The organism is Micromonospora sp. CPM1 (genome assembly GCF_023896895.1).
GTDB classification, from domain to species: Bacteria; Actinomycetota; Actinomycetes; order Mycobacteriales; family Micromonosporaceae; genus Micromonospora; species Micromonospora tulbaghiae.
In genome coordinates, this window is sequence record NZ_JAMHIU010000001.1 from 550,912 (window position 1) to 567,649 (window position 16,738).

A 16,738-nucleotide genomic window follows, 5' to 3' on the forward strand; every position below is an offset into this window, starting at 1 on the left:
ATGCGGATCGGGGAGCTGTCGGCGCGCACCGGGGTCAGCGCCCGGTCCATCCGGTACTACGAGCAGCAGGGCCTGCTCGCCGCCATGCGTACCGCGAGCGGGCAGCGGGTCTTCGCCGAGTCGGCGGTGGACCGGGTCCGGCTCATCCAGCGGCTGTTCGACGCCGGGCTGAGCAGCCGCAGGATGGCCGAGCTGCTGCCCTGCGTGACCGATCCGGAGATCCGCACCTCGTGGCTCACCGACCGGCTGCGGGAGGAGCGGACCCGGATGACCGCGGAGATGGCACGGCTCGCGCACGCCGTCGCGGTGCTCGACGACGTGGTGTCCGACATGAGCGTGACCGAGGACACCCGGGATCCGGCCGCCTGAGCGCTTGCCCTTGACACCGGTGTCAACTCCTAGCGTCGGGTCATGAACGCGACCCTGGACACCGCATCGCCGGTGGCGCCGCTGCTGGCACCCGTCACCGTCGCCGGACTGCCGTTGCCGTCCCGCTTCGTGATGGCGCCGATGACCCGTAACCGCGCGCCGGGCGGCGTGCCGACGCCGGAGATGGCCGACTACTACCGGCGCCGCGCCGCGGCGGGCATCGGCCTCGTCGTCACCGAGGGCGTGCTGGTCGACCATCCCAGCGCCGGGCACGAGGACACGGTGCCCCGGATGACCGCCGGCGCCGCGGAGGCCGGCTGGCGGGGGGTGGTCGAGGCGGTGCACGCCGCCGGCGGCCGGATCGCCGCGCAGCTGTGGCACCTGGGCAGCCTGCGCGAGCCGGTGGACGGCCGTCCGGCGTGGACCCCCTCGGGGGTACGCGAGCCGGGTCGCCCGGCGCCGCACGCGATGACCGCAGCGGACGCGGAGGTGCTGCTGGCGGCGTACGCGGACGCGGCACGGGTCGCGGTGCGGGCCGGGTTCGACGCGATCGAGATCCACGCCGCGCACGGTTACCTGCTGGACGAGTTCCTGTGGCCGTACACGAACCGCCGGACCGACGCGTTCGGCGGCTCACCGGCGCGGCGGGCGGCGTTCCCGGCGGCCGTGGTGCGTGCGGTACGCGCGCAGGTCCCGGCGGACCGCCCGGTGATCGTGCGGTTCTCCCAGTTCAAGGAGCGGGCGTTCGACGCGCGGATCGCCGAGAGCCCGGCCGAGCTGGCGCAGATCCTCACCGCGTTCGCCGAGGCCGGCGCGGACGTCCTGCACGCCTCGCAACGTCGCTTCTGGCAGCCCGTCTTCCCCGGCTCGGCGCTGAACCTGGCCGGATGGGCGAAGCGTCTCACCGGTCTGCCGTCGATCACCGTGGGCTCGGTCGGGCTGCGGCGGGACTTCCTGCGCCCGGACGGCCCGGAGTCGGTGGCGGGCCTGACCGCGCGGCTGGCGGACGGGGAGTTCGACCTGGTGGCGCTCGGTCGCGCGCTGCTCGGCAACCCGGCGTGGGTGACGCACGCCGCCGCCGGACGGCTGGGCGAGATCGCCGACTACCGCAAGGCGCACGAGGACGTGTACCCCTAGGACCGGGGTGCCGCAGGGGGTTGACGCCGGGGGATGTTATCGCTCACAGTCGATGGCAGGGCACGAGCGCCACAAGGCTCACCGGGCGAGCCGCGCTGGTCGTACCTCGACACCACCGCCACCGGACGCGGGGGTCGAGGAGTCGCACCACCACCATCGCGCAACCCCCGGAAGAGGAATCCGCATGAGACGAAAGAGAGCCTTGCTGACCACCGGCATCCTGGCCGGCGCGCTCGCCGCCGGGATGGCGGTGGCCCTGGCGCCGGCCGCGAGCGCCGGCACCACGCTGCGCGCGGCGGCAGCCGAGAAGGGCCGCTACTTCGGCGCCGCTGTCGCCACCGGCAAGCTGTCCGACAACACGTACGCCACGGTGCTGAACCGCGAGTTCAACTCCGTGGTGGCCGAGAACGAGATGAAGTGGGACGCCACCGAGCCGCAGCAGGGGCGGTTCAGCTACGGCGGCGGCGACCGGCTGGTGAGCCACGCCCGCGCGAACGGGATGTCGGTGCGCGGGCACGCGCTGCTCTGGCACCAGCAGCAGCCGTCGTGGGCGCAGGGCCTGTCCGGCAGCGCGCTACGCAACGCCGCGATCAACCACGTCACCCAGGTCGCCACCCACTTCCGGGGGCAGATCTACGCCTGGGACGTGGTGAACGAGGCGTTCGCCGACGGCGGCAGCGGCGGGCGTCGCGACTCGAACCTGCAGCGCACCGGCAACGACTGGATCGAGGCCGCGTTCCGGGCGGCCCGCGCCGCGGACCCGGGCGCGAAGCTCTGCTACAACGACTACAACACCGACGGCATCAACGCGAAGTCGACGGGCATCTACAACATGGTGCGCGACTTCAAGTCGCGTGGCGTGCCGATCGACTGCGTCGGCTTCCAGTCGCACCTGGGCACCACGCTTCCCGGTGACTACCAGGCCAACCTCCAGCGCTTCGCGGACCTGGGCGTCGAGGTGCAGATCACCGAGCTGGACGTGATGACCGGCGGCAACCAGGCGAACATCTACGCCGCCGTCACCCGCGCCTGCCTGGCGGTGTCGCGCTGCACCGGCATCACGGTGTGGGGCGTGCGGGACTGCGACTCGTGGCGCGGCTCGGACAACGCGCTGCTGTTCGACTGCTCGGGCAACAAGAAGGCGGCGTACAACGCCGTGCTCGACGCGCTCAACGCGGGCGGGAACAACCCGCCGCCGACCACGACCCCGCCGCCGAACAACCCGACCACGCCGCCGCCGGGCCAGGGCGGGTGTACGGCATCGGTGACGCTGAACTCCTGGACCGGTGGCTTCGTCGCCAACGTGAAGGTGACAGCCGGCTCGTCGGGCACCCGGGGATGGACTGTCACCATGACGCTGCCGGGCGGCGCGAGCATCACCAACACCTGGAGCGCCACCGCGAGCGGTAACAGCGGCACGGTGCGGTTCACCAACGTCGACTACAACGGCCAACTGGGCGCCGGTCAGAGCACCGAGTTCGGGTTCCAGGGCAACGGCAGTGGATCGGGCATGACGCCCACCTGCTCCGCGACCTGAGCCGGGCCACCGCGGGGGCGGCGCGCCGTCGCCCCCGCGGTGCCCCGCCACGCCGGTCCCGTCCGACCTGGACTGCCGTCTCTGTTACGAGAAAGAGACATGCGCATTTCGCGCGATTGGTTGACGGGGCAACTTGTGAGCGTTAACACTCCCCGTGAGGGTTACCTGTGTCACAGGGACCGCCACGACAGGGAGGACGCTCGTGCGCAGACGACTTCTGGCCGCACTCAGCGGTGCCGCGCTCGCGATCAGCCTGGCCGCCTGCAGCGGCGAGGGCGCGGGAGGCGGCGGAGACACCAGCTCGGCCAAGCCCGGCGACCTGACGATCGGCGTCTCGATGCCGACGCAGACCTCGGAACGGTGGATCGCCGACGGCAACTCGGTGAAGGAGAAGCTCCAGGCGAAGGGCTACAAGGTCGACCTCCAGTACGCCGGGGACGACATCCCGACCCAGTCGCAGCAGATCGACCAGATGATCACCCAGGGCGCGGACGTGCTGGTCATCGCCCCGATCGACGGCACCGCGCTCAGCGGCCAGCTCCAGGCCGCCGCGGCCGCGAAGATCCCGGTCATCTCCTACGACCGGCTCATCCGCAACAGCCCGAACGTCAGCTTCTACGTCAGCTTCGACAACTACAAGGTCGGCGTGGCGCAGGCCAACGCGCTCCTGGTCGGGCTCGGCCTGCTCACCAAGGACGGCGCCAAGGGCACCGCGACCGGCCCGTTCAACGTGGAGCTGTTCGCCGGCTCGCTCGACGACAACAACGCCGGGTTCTTCTTCAACGGCGCGATGGACACGCTCAAGCCGTACTTCGACGCCGGGACGCTGAAGGTCAAGTCCGGGCAGACCAAGATCGAGCAGGCCGCCATCCTGCGCTGGCAGCAGGAGACCGCGCAGAAGCGGATGGAGGACCTGCTCACCTCCAGCTACAACGACGGCAGCAAGGTCGACGGCGTGCTCTCGCCGTTCGACGGCCTGTCCCGGGGCATCATCACCGCGCTGCAGAACGCCGGCTACCGCGGCGGCGCCAAGAAGATGCCGGTGGTGACCGGCCAGGACGCCGAGGTCGCCTCGGTCAAGCTCATCAACGACGGCGTGCAGAGCTCGACGGTGTTCAAGGACACCCGGCTGCTGGCCGAGCAGGCGGTCATCGCCGCCGAGGCGTTCCTGCGCAAGGAGGAGCCGAAGGCCAACGAGACCAAGGCGTACAACAACGGCGTCAAGGTCGTGCCCGCGTTCCTGCTGCCGGTGCAGACCGTCTACAAGGAGGACATCAAGTCCGTCCTGATCGACTCCGGCTACCTGACCGAGCAGGAGGTCGCCGCGGGCCGGGCCGGCTGACCCCGCGGCGACGGGCCCGGCGGCCACCCGCGCCACCGGGCCCGTCCGCTCCGGACACCACGACCACGAGCAGGACGGATACCCATGAGCGATCACATCCTCGAGATGCGTGGCATCACGAAGACCTTCCCGGGCGTGACCGCGCTCCAGGACGTCTCGCTCGCCGTACGGCGCGGCGAGATCCACGCGATCTGCGGTGAGAACGGCGCCGGCAAGTCCACCCTGATGAAGGTGCTGTCCGGCGTCTACCCGGCGGGCAGCTACGACGGCCAGATCGTCTTCGACGGCGAGCCGGTCGGGTTCCGGGGCATCCAGGACAGCGAGGCCCGCGGCATCGTCATCATCCACCAGGAACTGGCCCTGGTGCCGTACCTGTCGATCGCCGAGAACATCTTCCTCGGCAACGAGCGCCGCGGCCGCGGCGGGCTCATCGACTGGCACCGGACCAACGCGGAGGCCGCGGCGCTGCTGCGGTCGGTCGGGCTGCACGAGAACCCGGTCACCCCGGTCATCCAGCTCGGCGTCGGCAAGCAGCAGCTCGTGGAGATCGCCAAGGCGCTGTCCAAGAAGGTGCGGCTGCTGATCCTCGACGAGCCGACCGCGGCCCTCAACGACATCGACTCGGCGCACCTGCTGGACCTGATGCGCCGGCTGCGCGACCAGGGCATCACCTGCATCATGATCTCGCACAAGCTCGGCGAGATCACCGCCGTCGCCGACTCGACCACTGTCATCCGCGACGGCCGTACCGTCGAGACGCTGGACATGTCCGACGGCGCCGTCACCCAGGACCGGATCATCCGCGGCATGGTCGGCCGCGACCTGGCCGCCTTCTACCCGACCCGCAGCGTGACGCCCGGCGACGAGGTGCTGCGCATCGAGGACTGGTCGGTGCGCCACCCGACGCAGGACCGCCTAGTCGTCGACCGGGCGTCGCTGCACGTACGGGCCGGGGAGGTCGTCGGCATCGCCGGCCTGATGGGCGCCGGGCGCACCGAGCTGGCGATGAGCGTGTTCGGCCGGGCGTACGGCCGCGACATCAGCGGCCGGCTCTTCGTCCGGGGCCGCGAGGTACGGGCGCGGACGGTGGCCGAGGCGATCGCGAACGGCATCGCGTACGCCACCGAGGACCGCAAGCACTACGGCCTCAACCTCATCGACGACGTGCGGGGAAACATCTCGGCCGCCGCGCTCGACAAGCTGGCCCGGCGCGGCTGGATCGACGGCAACCGTGAGATCCAGGTCGCCGAGCGGGGCCGGCGCGACATGAACATCAAGGCGCCGACGGTGATGTCCGTGGTGGGCAAGCTCTCCGGCGGCAACCAGCAGAAGGTCGTGCTGGCGAAGTGGCTGTTCACCGACCCGGACGTGCTGATCCTCGACGAGCCGACCCGGGGCATCGACGTGGGCGCGAAGTTCGAGATCTACACGATCGTCAACCGGCTGGTGGCCGACGGCAAGGCCGTCGTGCTGATCTCCTCCGAACTGCCCGAGCTGCTCGGCATGTGCGACCGCATCTACACCCTGGCGGCCGGCCGGGTCACCGGGGAGATGCCGGTGGCCGAGGCCACCCAGGAGAACCTGATGGAACTCATGACCAAGGACAGGGATCTCGTCCGATGACCAGCACGAAGCCTCCCCCCGCCTCGAAGATCGCCACCCCGGACACCGGCGCGGCGGCGACCCTGCACACCGGCACCAGCGACCCGCGCGCGCTGATCCTGGGCAACCTGCGGCAGAGCGGCATCTACATCGCCCTGGTGGTGATCGTGGCGCTGTTCGCGGTCCTCACCGACGGCGTCTCGCTGAGCCCCGGCAACCTGACGAACATCGTCCTGCAGTACTCCTACATCCTGGTGCTCGCGATCGGCATGGTCATCGTGATCATCGGCGGGCACATCGACCTGTCCGTGGGATCGGTGGTGGCGCTCACCGGAGCGGTCTCGGCGGTTCTCGTCATCCGCGAGGGCATGCCCTGGTGGGCCGGCGTCCTGGCCGCGCTCGCGGTGGGCGTCGCGGTCGGCGCCTGGCACGGGCTCTGGGTCGCGTACGCCGGCATCCCGGCGTTCATCGTCACCCTGGCCGGCATGCTCCTGTTCCGTGGCCTGACGCTGCGCGTGCTGGACAACATCTCGCTGTCGCCGTTCCCCGAGGAGTACCAGCGGGTCGCCGCCGGATTCCTCAACGGACTGCTGGGCGGCCAGGGCTTCGACGCCTTCACGCTGTTCATCGGCGCGTTCGCCGTGGTCGGGTACGCGGTGAGCGTGTTCCGCACCCGCGTCGCCCGGGTGCGCCACGAGCAGCCGGTGGAGTCGTTCCCGCTGTTCGTCCTGCGGATCGTGGTGGTCGGCGCCGTGGTCATGTGGTTCGCCTGGCAGCTCGCCCACGCCCGGGGCCTGCCGATCGTGCTGATCGTGCTCGCCGTGCTCGTGCTCGTCTACGGCCTGCTCACCCGCCGTACGGTGTTCGGCCGTCAGGTGTACGCGATCGGCGGCAACCTGCCCGCGGCGATGCTGTCCGGCGTACGGGTGAAGCGGGTCAACTTCTGGATCTTCGTGAACATGGGCTTCCTGTCCGCCGTGGCGGGCGTGATCTACTCGTCCCGGTCCAACGGGGCCCAGCCGGCGGCGGGCAACATGTTCGAGCTGGACGCGATCGCGGCGGCGTTCATCGGCGGCGCCGCCGTCACCGGCGGCGTCGGCACCGTGGTCGGCGCCATGGTGGGTGGCCTGATCATGGCGGTGATGAGCAACGGGATGCAGCTCATGGGCGTCGACCAGTCCGTCCAGTCGGTGGTCAAGGGCCTGGTGCTGCTCGTCGCGGTGGCGTTCGACATCTGGAACAAGCGCCGGGCCGCCGGCGCCCGGTGACGGCCGGCCGGACGCTCGCCCCTTCGTCCGGCCGACCGCCGTTCACCGGCCGCAGCCGCTCACACCCGGCTCCACCGTTGGTTGGTGTTGCCGTGGCAGGTCCAGACGATCACCCGCGTGCCGTTGGCGGTGCCCGCGTTGTCGACGTCGAGGCACAGGGACGGGAAGCGCACGTTGCTCACCGTGCCGTTGCCGTTGATCGTCCACTGCTGGTTGGTGCCGCCGTTGCAGTCCCAGATCTGCACCCGGGTGCCGGCCGTGGCGTTCGTCGGCACGTCCAGGCACTTGCCCAGCACCTGCAACGCCTGCCCGTTGGCGGTGAACTGCTGGTTGGCGTTGTTGTGGCAGTCCCAGATCAGCGTCCCGGTGCCGTTCGCGGTGCCGGCGTTGTCGACGTCGAGGCACCGGCCGGACGACTCGCTGCGCAGCCGGAACGTGGTCGGGACCGGCGGCGGGGTGGTGGTGCCGCCGCCGCTGACCCGGTAGACCACTGTGCCGTGCGCCGGGACGCTGGCGGAGATCGCGCCGCTGCTGCTGGAGGTGGCGTCGGTCCAGGCGTCGCGCAACGTGAACGAGCTGCCGCTCTTGCCGACCGCCGCCGCCGTGGTGGAGACCGTGGTGGTCGAGCTGCCCTGGTTGAACAGGGCGACCGCCACGTCGCCGTTGGCCAGCGGCTTGGCCAGCACCCGCCGGGTGCCGTCGAAGGAGACCTGGACCGCCTGGCGGCCGAGCGTGTCCTGGTTGATCGCGACCAGGTTCGCGTTGCGCAGGATCGCCAGCGTGGCCGCGCTCGCCGAGCGTACGTCGTTACCCATCATCAGCGGCGCCGCGAGCATCGACCAGAGCGCGAAGTGGCTGCGCATCTCGGTGTCGTTCATGCCACCGTTGCCGACCTCGAGCATGTCCGGGTCGTTGAATCCGCCGGGGGCGGCGTACCCGGCCAGCGGCACCGTGACGTCGACGATGTTCTGGATGCCCATCGGGTAGCCGTTGGTCTGGCCGGTGTTCCAGGCGTTGGTGATGTCCTCGGTGGTCCGCCAGAGGTTCGCCACGTCGCTCCAGTTGCGCTGCGGCCCGGTCTTGGCGTGGTAGCTGTTGGGGTTGATGCTGTAGACGATCGGCCGGCCGGTGGACGCCAGCGCGTCGCGCATGATGCCGAACCGCGCCACCTGGTCGTTGATCGTCCCGGTGCCGGAGCACCAGTCGTACTTGAGGTAGTCCACGCCCCAGGCGGCGAACTGCCGCGCGTCCTGGTACTCGTGGTTGAGGCTGCCGGTGGCGCCGGGGAACGCGCCGCCGACCTGGGCGCAGGTCTTGTCCAGCGGCACCTGGTAGATGCCGAACAGCAGGCCGCGGGCGTGCAGGTAGTCACCGAGCGACTTCATCCCGCTGGGGAACCGCTGCGGGTGTGCCTGGAGGTTGCCCTGCGCGTCCCGGTTCGGGTTGAACCAGCAGTCGTCCACGACGACGTACTTGTACCCGAGGTCGCGCAGACCGTTGGCGACGATCGCGTCGGCGGTCTGGCGGATGAGGGTCTCGTTGATGTTGCAGCCGAAGGTGTTCCACGTGTTCCACCCCATCGGCGGGGTCCGGGCGACGCCGTTGTCCAGCGCCCGGGCGGGGCGTGGGGCCACGGCCTGGTCGGTGACTGTGGCAGCGAGCGCCACCGCCGCGACACCCAGGACGGCGAGCGTCCGTCGGGTCCATTTGCGCACTGCGTCCTCCTTGGTGGCCGGGCGCCGTCCGTGCCGGCGCCCGGAGGGGAGCGGCCCGCCGGTCGCACGGCGTCGCCCGTGGTCCAGGGGACGGACGCGGCACGGCAGTTCCAGCGGCCGGTCGGTGCCGGCGGGCGCTCGTGGGTGGTGGGGTTCCGGCGGTCGACGGGGTCGCCGTCCGTCGCCGCCCGGCTGCGGCGCCGGGGTTTCCCGGACAGCGGCGCCACAGTGTGTGGGGATGGCGAAATGTTATCGCTGACATCAAGCACTGTAAATAGGCTCGCCACCTTCGAGTGGCCTGCGGCGACCGGCTGTCGAGGGCGTCGTCGCGAGAAAAAGGGCCGCTGAGCGGCCCTCTGAGCGGTCCGCGGCGGCGTCCGAGGGCTCGGGCCAGGGGTGCCGGGAGTGCCGAGAGAATTTCCGGAAGTTCCATCGATTGTTGTCGTTAACAGGGCGTCGGTCCGGGGTCTGGCCGCGCCGGTGGCGTGGATCTCCGGGCCGACGGCCGGGCCGGTCCGCGCGGGGCGGCGGACCCCGGTTCCGGGCGCCGCCGCTCGTTACGCAGCTGTTGCTCGGACGTGTCTTGACGGATGTATATGTGAGCGCTAACACTAACTCCGTGACACGGCGGAGGTGCAAATGAGCGAAGTGGACGCGTCCGACCGGTACGTGATCGGCGTCGACTTCGGCACGCTGTCCGGGCGGGCACTGGTGGTCCGCGTCCGTGACGGCGCCGAACTGGGTACGGCGGTGCACGAGTACCGGCGCGGGGTCATCGAGACCGCGCTTCCCGACGGCGGCCCGGCGCTGCCCCCGGACTGGGCCCTGCAGGACCCCGACGACTACCGCGACGTGCTGCGCCACGCGGTGCCGGCCGCGCTCGCCGAAGCCGGCGTGGATCCGTCCCGGGTGGTGGGCATCGGCATCGACTTCACCGCCTGCACCGTGCTCCCGACGCTCGCCAACGGCACACCGTTGTGCGAGATCCCGCAGTTGCGCGACCGGCCGCACGCCTGGGTGAAGCTCTGGAAGCACCACGCCGCGCAGCCGCACGCCGACCGGATCAACGCGCTGGCGGCCGAACGCGGCGAGCCGTGGCTCGGCCGCTACGGCGGCAAGATCTCCGCGGAGTGGCAGTTCGCCAAGGGCCTGCAGATCCTGGAGGAGGACCCGGAGGTCTACCGCCGGGCCGAGCGCTTCATCGAGGCCGCCGACTGGATCGTGTGGCAGCTGTGCGGCGCCGAGACGCGCAACGTCTGCACCGCCGGCTACAAGGGCATCCGGCAGGACGACCACTACCCGTCGGCCGACTACCTGGCCGCGCTCGACCCCGGCTTCGCCGACTTCGTGACCAAGCTGGACGGTCCGCTGCTGCCGCTGGGCGCGCGGGCCGGCTCGCTCAGCGCCCGCGCCGCCGCCTGGACCGGGCTGCCCGAGGGCATCGCGGTCGCGGCCGGCAACGTCGACGCGCACGTCACCGCCGCCGCGGCCCAGGCGCTGCGGCCCGGCCGGCTGGTCGCCATCATGGGCACCTCCACCTGCCACGTCCTCAACGGCACGCACCCGGCCGAGGTGCCGGGCATGTGCGGTGTCGTCGACGGCGGCATCAGCCCCGGCGCCTGGGGCTTCGAGGCCGGGCAGAGCGGCGTGGGGGACATCTTCGGCTGGTTCGTACGCCACGCCGCCCCGGCCGGTTTCGACTCGCACGAGCAGCTCACCGAGGCCGCCGCCGCCCAGCCGGTCGGCGCGCACGGGCTGGTGGCGCTGGACTGGTGGAACGGCAACCGGTCCCTGCTGGTCAACCACGACCTCAGCGGGATGGTCGTCGGGCTGACGCTCGCCACCCGGCCGCCGGACGTCTACCGGGCGCTGCTGGAGGCCACCGCGTACGGCACCCGGATGATCGTCGAGGCGTTCGCGCAGGCCGGCGTGCCGGTCGACGACCTGGTGGTGGCCGGTGGACTCACCTCCAACCGGCTGCTCATGCAGATCTACGCCGACGTCACGAACCGGCCGCTGAGCATCATCGGCTCCGCCCAGGGCCCGGCGCTCGGCTCGGCCATCCACGCGGCGGTGGCCGCCGGGGCGTACCCGACGATCCACGAGGCGTCCGCCGCGATGGGGCGCATCGACGAGGCCGTCTACCGGCCCGTACCGGAGAACGTGCGCGCCTACGACGCCCTGTACGCCGAGTACCGCGCGTTGCACGACCACTTCGGTCGCGGCGCGAACGACGTCATGCTCCGCCTGCGGGCGATCCGCAACGCGGCCGTCGACGCCGCCGCGGACCGCGCCGCCGCGACCCTGGAGGTGGTCGGATGAACACCGAGGTGACCCGCCAGGTGGCCGCGCTGCGCGAGACGGTGGCCCGCCTGCACCGCGAGCTGACCCGCTACGACCTGGTGGCCTGGACCGCCGGCAACGTGTCGGCCCGCGTACCCGGTCAGGAGCTGATGGTCATCAAGCCCAGCGGGGTCGACTACGACGACCTGACCGCCGAGGCCATGGTGGTCTGCGACCTCAACGGCACGGTCGTCGACGGCGACGGCGCCCCGTCCAGCGACACCGCCGCGCACGCCTACGTCTACCGCGCGATGCCCGAGGTCGGCGGCGTCGTGCACACGCACAGCGGATACGCCACCGCCTGGGCGGCCCGGGGCGAGGCGATCCCGTGCTGGCTGACCGCGCAGGCCGACGAGTTCGGCGGGGAGATCCCCATCGGCCCGTTCGCGTTGATCGGCGGTGACGACATCGGCAAGGGCATCGTCAGCACGCTGTCCGGGCACCGCTCACCGGCGGTGCTCATGCGCAACCACGGCGTCTTCGCCATCGGCAAGGACGCCCGGGCGGCGGTCAAGGCCGCGGTGATGTGCGAGGACGTCGCCCGTACCGCACACCTGGCCCGCGCGCTCGGGCAGCCCGTGCCGATCGCGCCGGCCGACATCGACTCGCTCTACGACCGCTACCAGAACGTGTACGGCCAACGCCCGCCGGCGCCCTGACCCCGGACAGCGCCGCGCACCCCCCACCACCACACCCGGGCCGCGCCGGTTCCCGCCGGTCGCGCGCCCGGAACATCCAACCCCGGAGGAGAATCGATGAGAAGCAGGAGCACGGCACGCACGGTCATAGCGGCCTTCGCCGGCGTGCTGCTCGCCGCCAGCATGGCCGCGTGCGGCAACAGCGACACCGGCGGCGGTTCCGGCGACGGCAACGACAAGATCGTCCTGGGCTTCTCCCAGGTGGGCGCCGAGAGTGGCTGGCGTACCGCCAACACCACCTCGATCAAGGAGGCGGCGGCCGAGGCGGGCATCGAGCTGAAGTTCGACGACGCCCAGCAGAAGCAGGAGAACCAGATCAAGGCGATCCGCAACTTCATCCAGCAGAAGGTCGACGTGATCGCCTTCTCGCCGGTGGTGGAGTCCGGCTGGGACACCGTGCTCAAGGAGGCCAAGGACGCCAAGATCCCGGTGATCCTGACCGACCGCGCCGTCGACTCGGCCGACAAGTCGCTCTACAAGACGTTCCTCGGCTCGGACTTCGTCAAGGAGGGCCGCCTCGCCGGCGAGTGGCTGGTGGAGCAGAAGAAGGCGGCGTCCGGCCCGGTCACCATCGTGGAGCTTCAGGGCACCACCGGCTCGGCGCCGGCCAACGACCGGAAGAAGGGCTTCGCCGAGGCCATCGCCGCCAACCCCAACCTGAAGATCGTCGCCTCCCAGTCCGGTGACTTCACCCGCGCCGGCGGCAAGCAGGTGATGGAGCAGTTCCTCAAGGCCAACCCGAAGATCGACGTGCTCTTCGCGCACAACGACGACATGGGCCTGGGCGCGCTCGAGGCGATCACCGCGGCCGGCAAGACGCCCGGCAAGGACATCACCATCATCACCGTCGACGCGGTGAAGGACGGCATGCAGGCCCTCGCGGACGGCAAGTTCAACTTCATCGCCGAGTGCAGCCCGCTGCTCGGCCCGCAGCTGATGGACCTGGTCAAGAAGGTCAAGGCCGGCGAGGAGGTGCCCGCCCGGATCGAGACCGAGGAGACCACGTTCACCCAGGAGCAGGCCAAGGAGGCACTGCCCAACCGCAAGTACTGAGTCACCCCGGGGGTCGCCGTCGCAACCGACGGCGGCCCCCGTACCACCACCGTCGAAGAAGAGGTCCGATGGGATGACGGGTAACCGTCCGGTCCTGACCATGACCGGCATCAGCAAGACCTTCCCCGGGGTCCGCGCGCTGCACGACGTCGACTTCCGGCTGTTCCCGGGCGAGGTCCACGCCCTGATGGGCGAGAACGGCGCCGGCAAGTCCACCCTGATCAAGGTGTTGACCGGCGTCTACGGGACCGACGCGGGCGTCGTCACGCTCGACGGCGAGCAGGTCTCGTTCACCGGTCCGATGCAGGCCGCCGCGGCCGGCGTCAGCACCGTCTACCAGGAGGTCAACCTCTGCACCAACCTGTCGGTGGCGGAGAACGTCTTCATCGGCCGGGAGCCCCGCCGGTTCGGCGCGGTGCGCTGGGGCGAGATGCGCCGCCGGGCCCGCGACCTGCTGGCCCGGCTCGACCTCGACCTCGACGTCTCCGCGCCGCTCGGCTCGTACTCGCTGGCGGTGCAGCAGATGGTCGCCATCGCCCGGGCGATCGACGTGCAGGCCCGGGTGCTGATCCTGGACGAGCCGACGTCCAGCCTGGACGCCGGCGAGGTGGCGCAGCTGTTCCGGATCATGCGGCAGCTGCGTGACGAGGGGATCGCGATCCTGTTCGTCACCCACTTCCTCGACCAGGTCTACGGCATCGCCGACCGGATCACCGTGCTGCGCAACGGCCGGCTCGTGGGCGAGTACCGCACCGAGGAGCTGCCGCAGTTCAGCCTGGTCGAGAAGATGATCGGGCAGGAGCTGGACGTGCTGGAGCGGCTCGACGAGCAGCAGAAGCGCGCCACAGTCGACGCCGGTGACGAGGCCCCGCTCGTGGACGCCGCCGAGCTGGGCCGGCGCGGCGCGGTCGCCCCGTTCAGCCTGCGCATCCACGCCGGTGAGGTGGTCGGCCTGGCCGGCCTGCTCGGCTCCGGCCGCACCGAGGTGGCACGGCTGATCTTCGGCGCGGACCGGGCCGACCACGGCCAGGTCCGGCTCGACGGCGGCCGGGCGCCGGTGCGCAACCCGATGCAGGCCATCGGCCAGGGCGTCGGGTTCTGCTCGGAGAACCGCCGGGCCGAGGGCATCGTCCCGGAACTCACGGTGCGGGAGAACATGATCCTGGCGATGCAGGCCGCGCGCGGCTGGCTGCGTCCGATCCCGCGCCGCCGCCAGGACGAGCTGGTCCGCAAGTACGTCGAGGCGCTGAGCATCCGCCCGGCCAACCCGGAGCTGCCGGTGCGCAACCTGTCCGGCGGCAACCAGCAGAAGGTGCTGCTGGCCCGCTGGCTGATCACCGAGCCGCGCCTGCTGATCCTGGACGAGCCGACCCGCGGCATCGACGTCGGCGCCAAGGCCGAGATCCAGAAGCTGGTGGTGCAGCTCTCCGACGGCGGCATGGCGGTGCTGTTCATCTCCGCCGAGCTGGAGGAGGTGCTGCGCCTGAGCCACCGGGTCGCGGTCATGCGCGACCGGGAGATGGTCGCCCAGCTCGACAACGACGACACGCTCGACGCCGACCGCGTCATGCGCACCATCGCCAGTGGAACGCCCCGGGAGGAGGTGACCCGATGACCGCCGTCGCCGACCGCCTCCGCCCGCTGACCGGCCACCGCCTGTTCTGGCCGGCACTCGTGCTCGTGGTCATGATCGCCGCGAACACCGTCTACCGTCCCGGCTTCCTCGCCGTCGAGGTCAAGAACGGCCATCTGTACGGCACGCCGATCGACATCCTCCGGCTGAGCGCGCCGCTGATCCTGGTCGCGCTCGGGATGACGCTCGTCATCGCCACCGGCGGCATCGACCTGTCGGTCGGCTCGCTCTGCGCGATCAGCGGCGCGATCGCCTGCCTGCACATCAGCGGGGCGGCCGACCAGAACAGCCCGGCCACGGTGGCCACCGCGCTCGCCCTGGCCTTCGGCGCCGCGCTCGTGCTCGGCGCCTGGAACGGGATACTCGTGGCGGTCATCGGCATCCAGCCGATCATCGCCACGCTGATCCTCATGGTGGCCGGGCGGGGCATCGCCCAGCTCGTCACCGAGGGCCAGATCATCACCATCAACTCCGGTCCGTACCGGGCGATCGGGCTCGGGCACTTCCTGACGCTGCCGCTGGCCATCCTGATCGCGCTCGCCGCCGCGCTGCTCGTGGCCGCGTTCACCCGCCGTACCGCGCTGGGGCTGATCGTCGAGTCGGTCGGCGGCAACGCCGAGGCCAGCCGGCTCGCCGGCATCCGGTCGCGGCGCATCGTCTTCCTCGTCTACGTGATCAGCGCCGTCTGCGCGGCGCTCGCCGGTTTCATGGTCACCGCCAACGTCTCCAGCGCCGACGGCAACGCCGCAGGTCTGTGGATCGAGCTCGACGCGATCCTGGCGGTCGTCATCGGCGGCACCTCGCTGGCCGGCGGCCGGTTCTCCCTCGGCGGCACCGTCCTCGGCGCGCTGATCATCCAGACCCTGACCACCACGGTGTACGCCATGAACATCTCGCCGCAGACGTCGCTGCTGTTCAAGGCGGTCGTCGTCATCGCCGTCTGCCTCGTCCAGGCTCCGGCGTTCCGGGCCCGGCTGCGCCGGCGCCGGCGCGGGGCCGAACCCGGCCCGGCGGCCCCGCAGCGGGAGAAGGAGCAGGTGCCGGCATGAGCAGCACGTCGTTGACCACCGGCCGGTCCTGGCGGCCCAGCCTGCCCCGGCGGCACGTCCCGGTGCTGGCCACGCTCGCCCTGCTGCTGGTCATGTACGGCATCGGCGTGTCCCAGTACCGCGCCTTCTCCAACGTCCAGGTCGTCTTCAACGTCTTCATCGACAACGGGTTCCTGCTCGTCGTCGCGGTGGGCATGACGTTCGTGATCCTCACCGGCGGTATCGACCTGTCAGTCGGCTCGGTGGTGGCGATGACCGCGATGGTGTCGGCGTCGTTGCTGCGCGACGGCCTGCCCGCGGCCCTGGTGCTGGTGATCGCGCTGCTCATCGGCCCGACGCTCGGTTTCCTGATGGGCTGCGCGATCCACTTCTTCGAGATCCAGCCGTTCATCGTGACACTCGCCGGGATGTTCTTCGCCCGGGGCATGTGCACGTTCATCAGCGACTCCTCCATCTCCATCACCGACGGTTTCTGGACCTCGATGTCGCAGCAGCGCATCGGCGACCCGGCCGGCAACTTCGTGTCGATCAGCGTGCTGATCGCGTTCGCGGTGGTGCTGATCGCGGCGTACGTGCTGGCGTACACCCGGTTCGGCCGCAACGTGTACGCGGTCGGCGGCAACGCGCAGTCGGCGCTGCTGATGGGCCTGCCGGTGGCGCGGACCCGGATCGCCGTCTACACGATCAGCGGGCTCTGCTCGGCGATCGGCGGCATCCTGCTGTCGTTCTACACGCTGTCCGGCGCGCCGCTGATCGCCGTCGGGATGGAGCTGGACGTGATCGCCGCCGTGGTGATCGGCGGCACCGTGCTCACCGGCGGCTCCGGGTACGTCTTCGGCACCGTGCTCGGCGTGCTGGTGCTGGGCGTGATCCAGACCCTGATCACGTTCGACGGCAGCCTCAACTCCTGGTGGACCAAGATCGTGATCGGCGGCCTGCTGTTCGCGTTCATCCTCCTCCAGCGCCTCATCGGCATCCGGTTCAAGTGACGG

At 70.9% G+C, this 16,738-nt stretch carries 13 protein-coding genes; 12 read left to right on the forward strand and 1 reads right to left on the reverse strand.

The window, feature by feature from the left end:
- The 6 genes from M8C11_RS02075 to mmsB all read left to right on the forward strand — a co-directional run bounded on the left by M8C11_RS02075 (position 1) and on the right by mmsB (position 7,255).
- Entirely contained in the window at positions 1–369 is a 369-nt protein-coding gene (locus M8C11_RS02075; RefSeq protein WP_091417166.1) for a MerR family transcriptional regulator, read from the forward strand.
- Positions 370–411: 42 nt separating this feature from the next.
- Positions 412–1,506: a 12-oxophytodienoate reductase gene (locus M8C11_RS02080; protein ID WP_252448084.1), complete on the forward strand. Its 1,095-nt coding sequence runs from the start codon at positions 412–414 to the stop codon at positions 1,504–1,506.
- A 184-nt stretch (positions 1,507–1,690) separates the two neighbouring features.
- The gene (locus M8C11_RS02085; protein WP_252448085.1) at positions 1,691–3,043 is read left to right on the forward strand and encodes an endo-1,4-beta-xylanase; all 1,353 of its coding nucleotides are present in this window, start codon (positions 1,691–1,693) and stop codon (positions 3,041–3,043) included.
- 202 nt (positions 3,044–3,245) lie between these two features.
- Positions 3,246–4,385: a multiple monosaccharide ABC transporter substrate-binding protein gene (gene chvE / locus M8C11_RS02090; RefSeq protein WP_071094585.1), complete on the forward strand. Its 1,140-nt coding sequence runs from the start codon at positions 3,246–3,248 to the stop codon at positions 4,383–4,385.
- A gap of 84 nt (positions 4,386–4,469) precedes the next feature.
- A complete protein-coding gene (gene mmsA, locus M8C11_RS02095; RefSeq protein ID WP_120569486.1) occupies positions 4,470–6,008 on the forward strand; it encodes a multiple monosaccharide ABC transporter ATP-binding protein in 1,539 nt (512 codons plus the stop codon).
- Complete coding sequence (gene mmsB / locus M8C11_RS02100; protein WP_120569487.1) at positions 6,005–7,255, forward strand: multiple monosaccharide ABC transporter permease; 1,251 nt, start codon at positions 6,005–6,007, stop codon at positions 7,253–7,255. The genes mmsA and mmsB overlap by 4 nt, the downstream gene beginning before the upstream one ends.
- 59 nt (positions 7,256–7,314) lie before the next feature.
- Here the strand turns inward: mmsB and M8C11_RS02105 are convergent, their stop codons facing one another.
- Positions 7,315–8,970, reverse strand: a complete 1,656-nt coding sequence (locus M8C11_RS02105) for a glycoside hydrolase family 27 protein (RefSeq protein WP_120569488.1) — start codon at positions 8,968–8,970, stop codon at positions 7,315–7,317.
- Between the two features lie 639 nt (positions 8,971–9,609).
- Between M8C11_RS02105 and araB the strand changes: the two genes are divergently transcribed.
- From araB to yjfF, 6 genes are all read left to right on the forward strand, one after another.
- Positions 9,610–11,292: a ribulokinase gene (araB, locus tag M8C11_RS02110; RefSeq protein ID WP_252448086.1), complete on the forward strand. Its 1,683-nt coding sequence runs from the start codon at positions 9,610–9,612 to the stop codon at positions 11,290–11,292.
- A complete protein-coding gene (locus tag M8C11_RS02115) occupies positions 11,289–11,972 on the forward strand; it encodes an L-ribulose-5-phosphate 4-epimerase (protein WP_252448087.1) in 684 nt (227 codons plus the stop codon). The genes araB and M8C11_RS02115 overlap by 4 nt, the downstream gene beginning before the upstream one ends.
- 96 nt (positions 11,973–12,068) lie before the next feature.
- A complete protein-coding gene (locus M8C11_RS02120; RefSeq protein ID WP_120569490.1) occupies positions 12,069–13,064 on the forward strand; it encodes an ABC transporter substrate-binding protein in 996 nt (331 codons plus the stop codon).
- Positions 13,065–13,137: 73 nt separating this feature from the next.
- Positions 13,138–14,679, forward strand: a complete 1,542-nt coding sequence (locus tag M8C11_RS02125) for a sugar ABC transporter ATP-binding protein (protein ID WP_252448088.1) — start codon at positions 13,138–13,140, stop codon at positions 14,677–14,679.
- Complete coding sequence (locus M8C11_RS02130; RefSeq protein WP_120569492.1) at positions 14,676–15,746, forward strand: ABC transporter permease; 1,071 nt, start codon at positions 14,676–14,678, stop codon at positions 15,744–15,746. The genes M8C11_RS02125 and M8C11_RS02130 overlap by 4 nt, the downstream gene beginning before the upstream one ends.
- Complete coding sequence (yjfF, locus tag M8C11_RS02135) at positions 15,743–16,735, forward strand: galactofuranose ABC transporter, permease protein YjfF (RefSeq protein WP_091417258.1); 993 nt, start codon at positions 15,743–15,745, stop codon at positions 16,733–16,735. Before M8C11_RS02130 ends, yjfF begins: the two co-directional genes overlap by 4 nt.
- Positions 16,736–16,738: the final 3 nt, after the last annotated feature.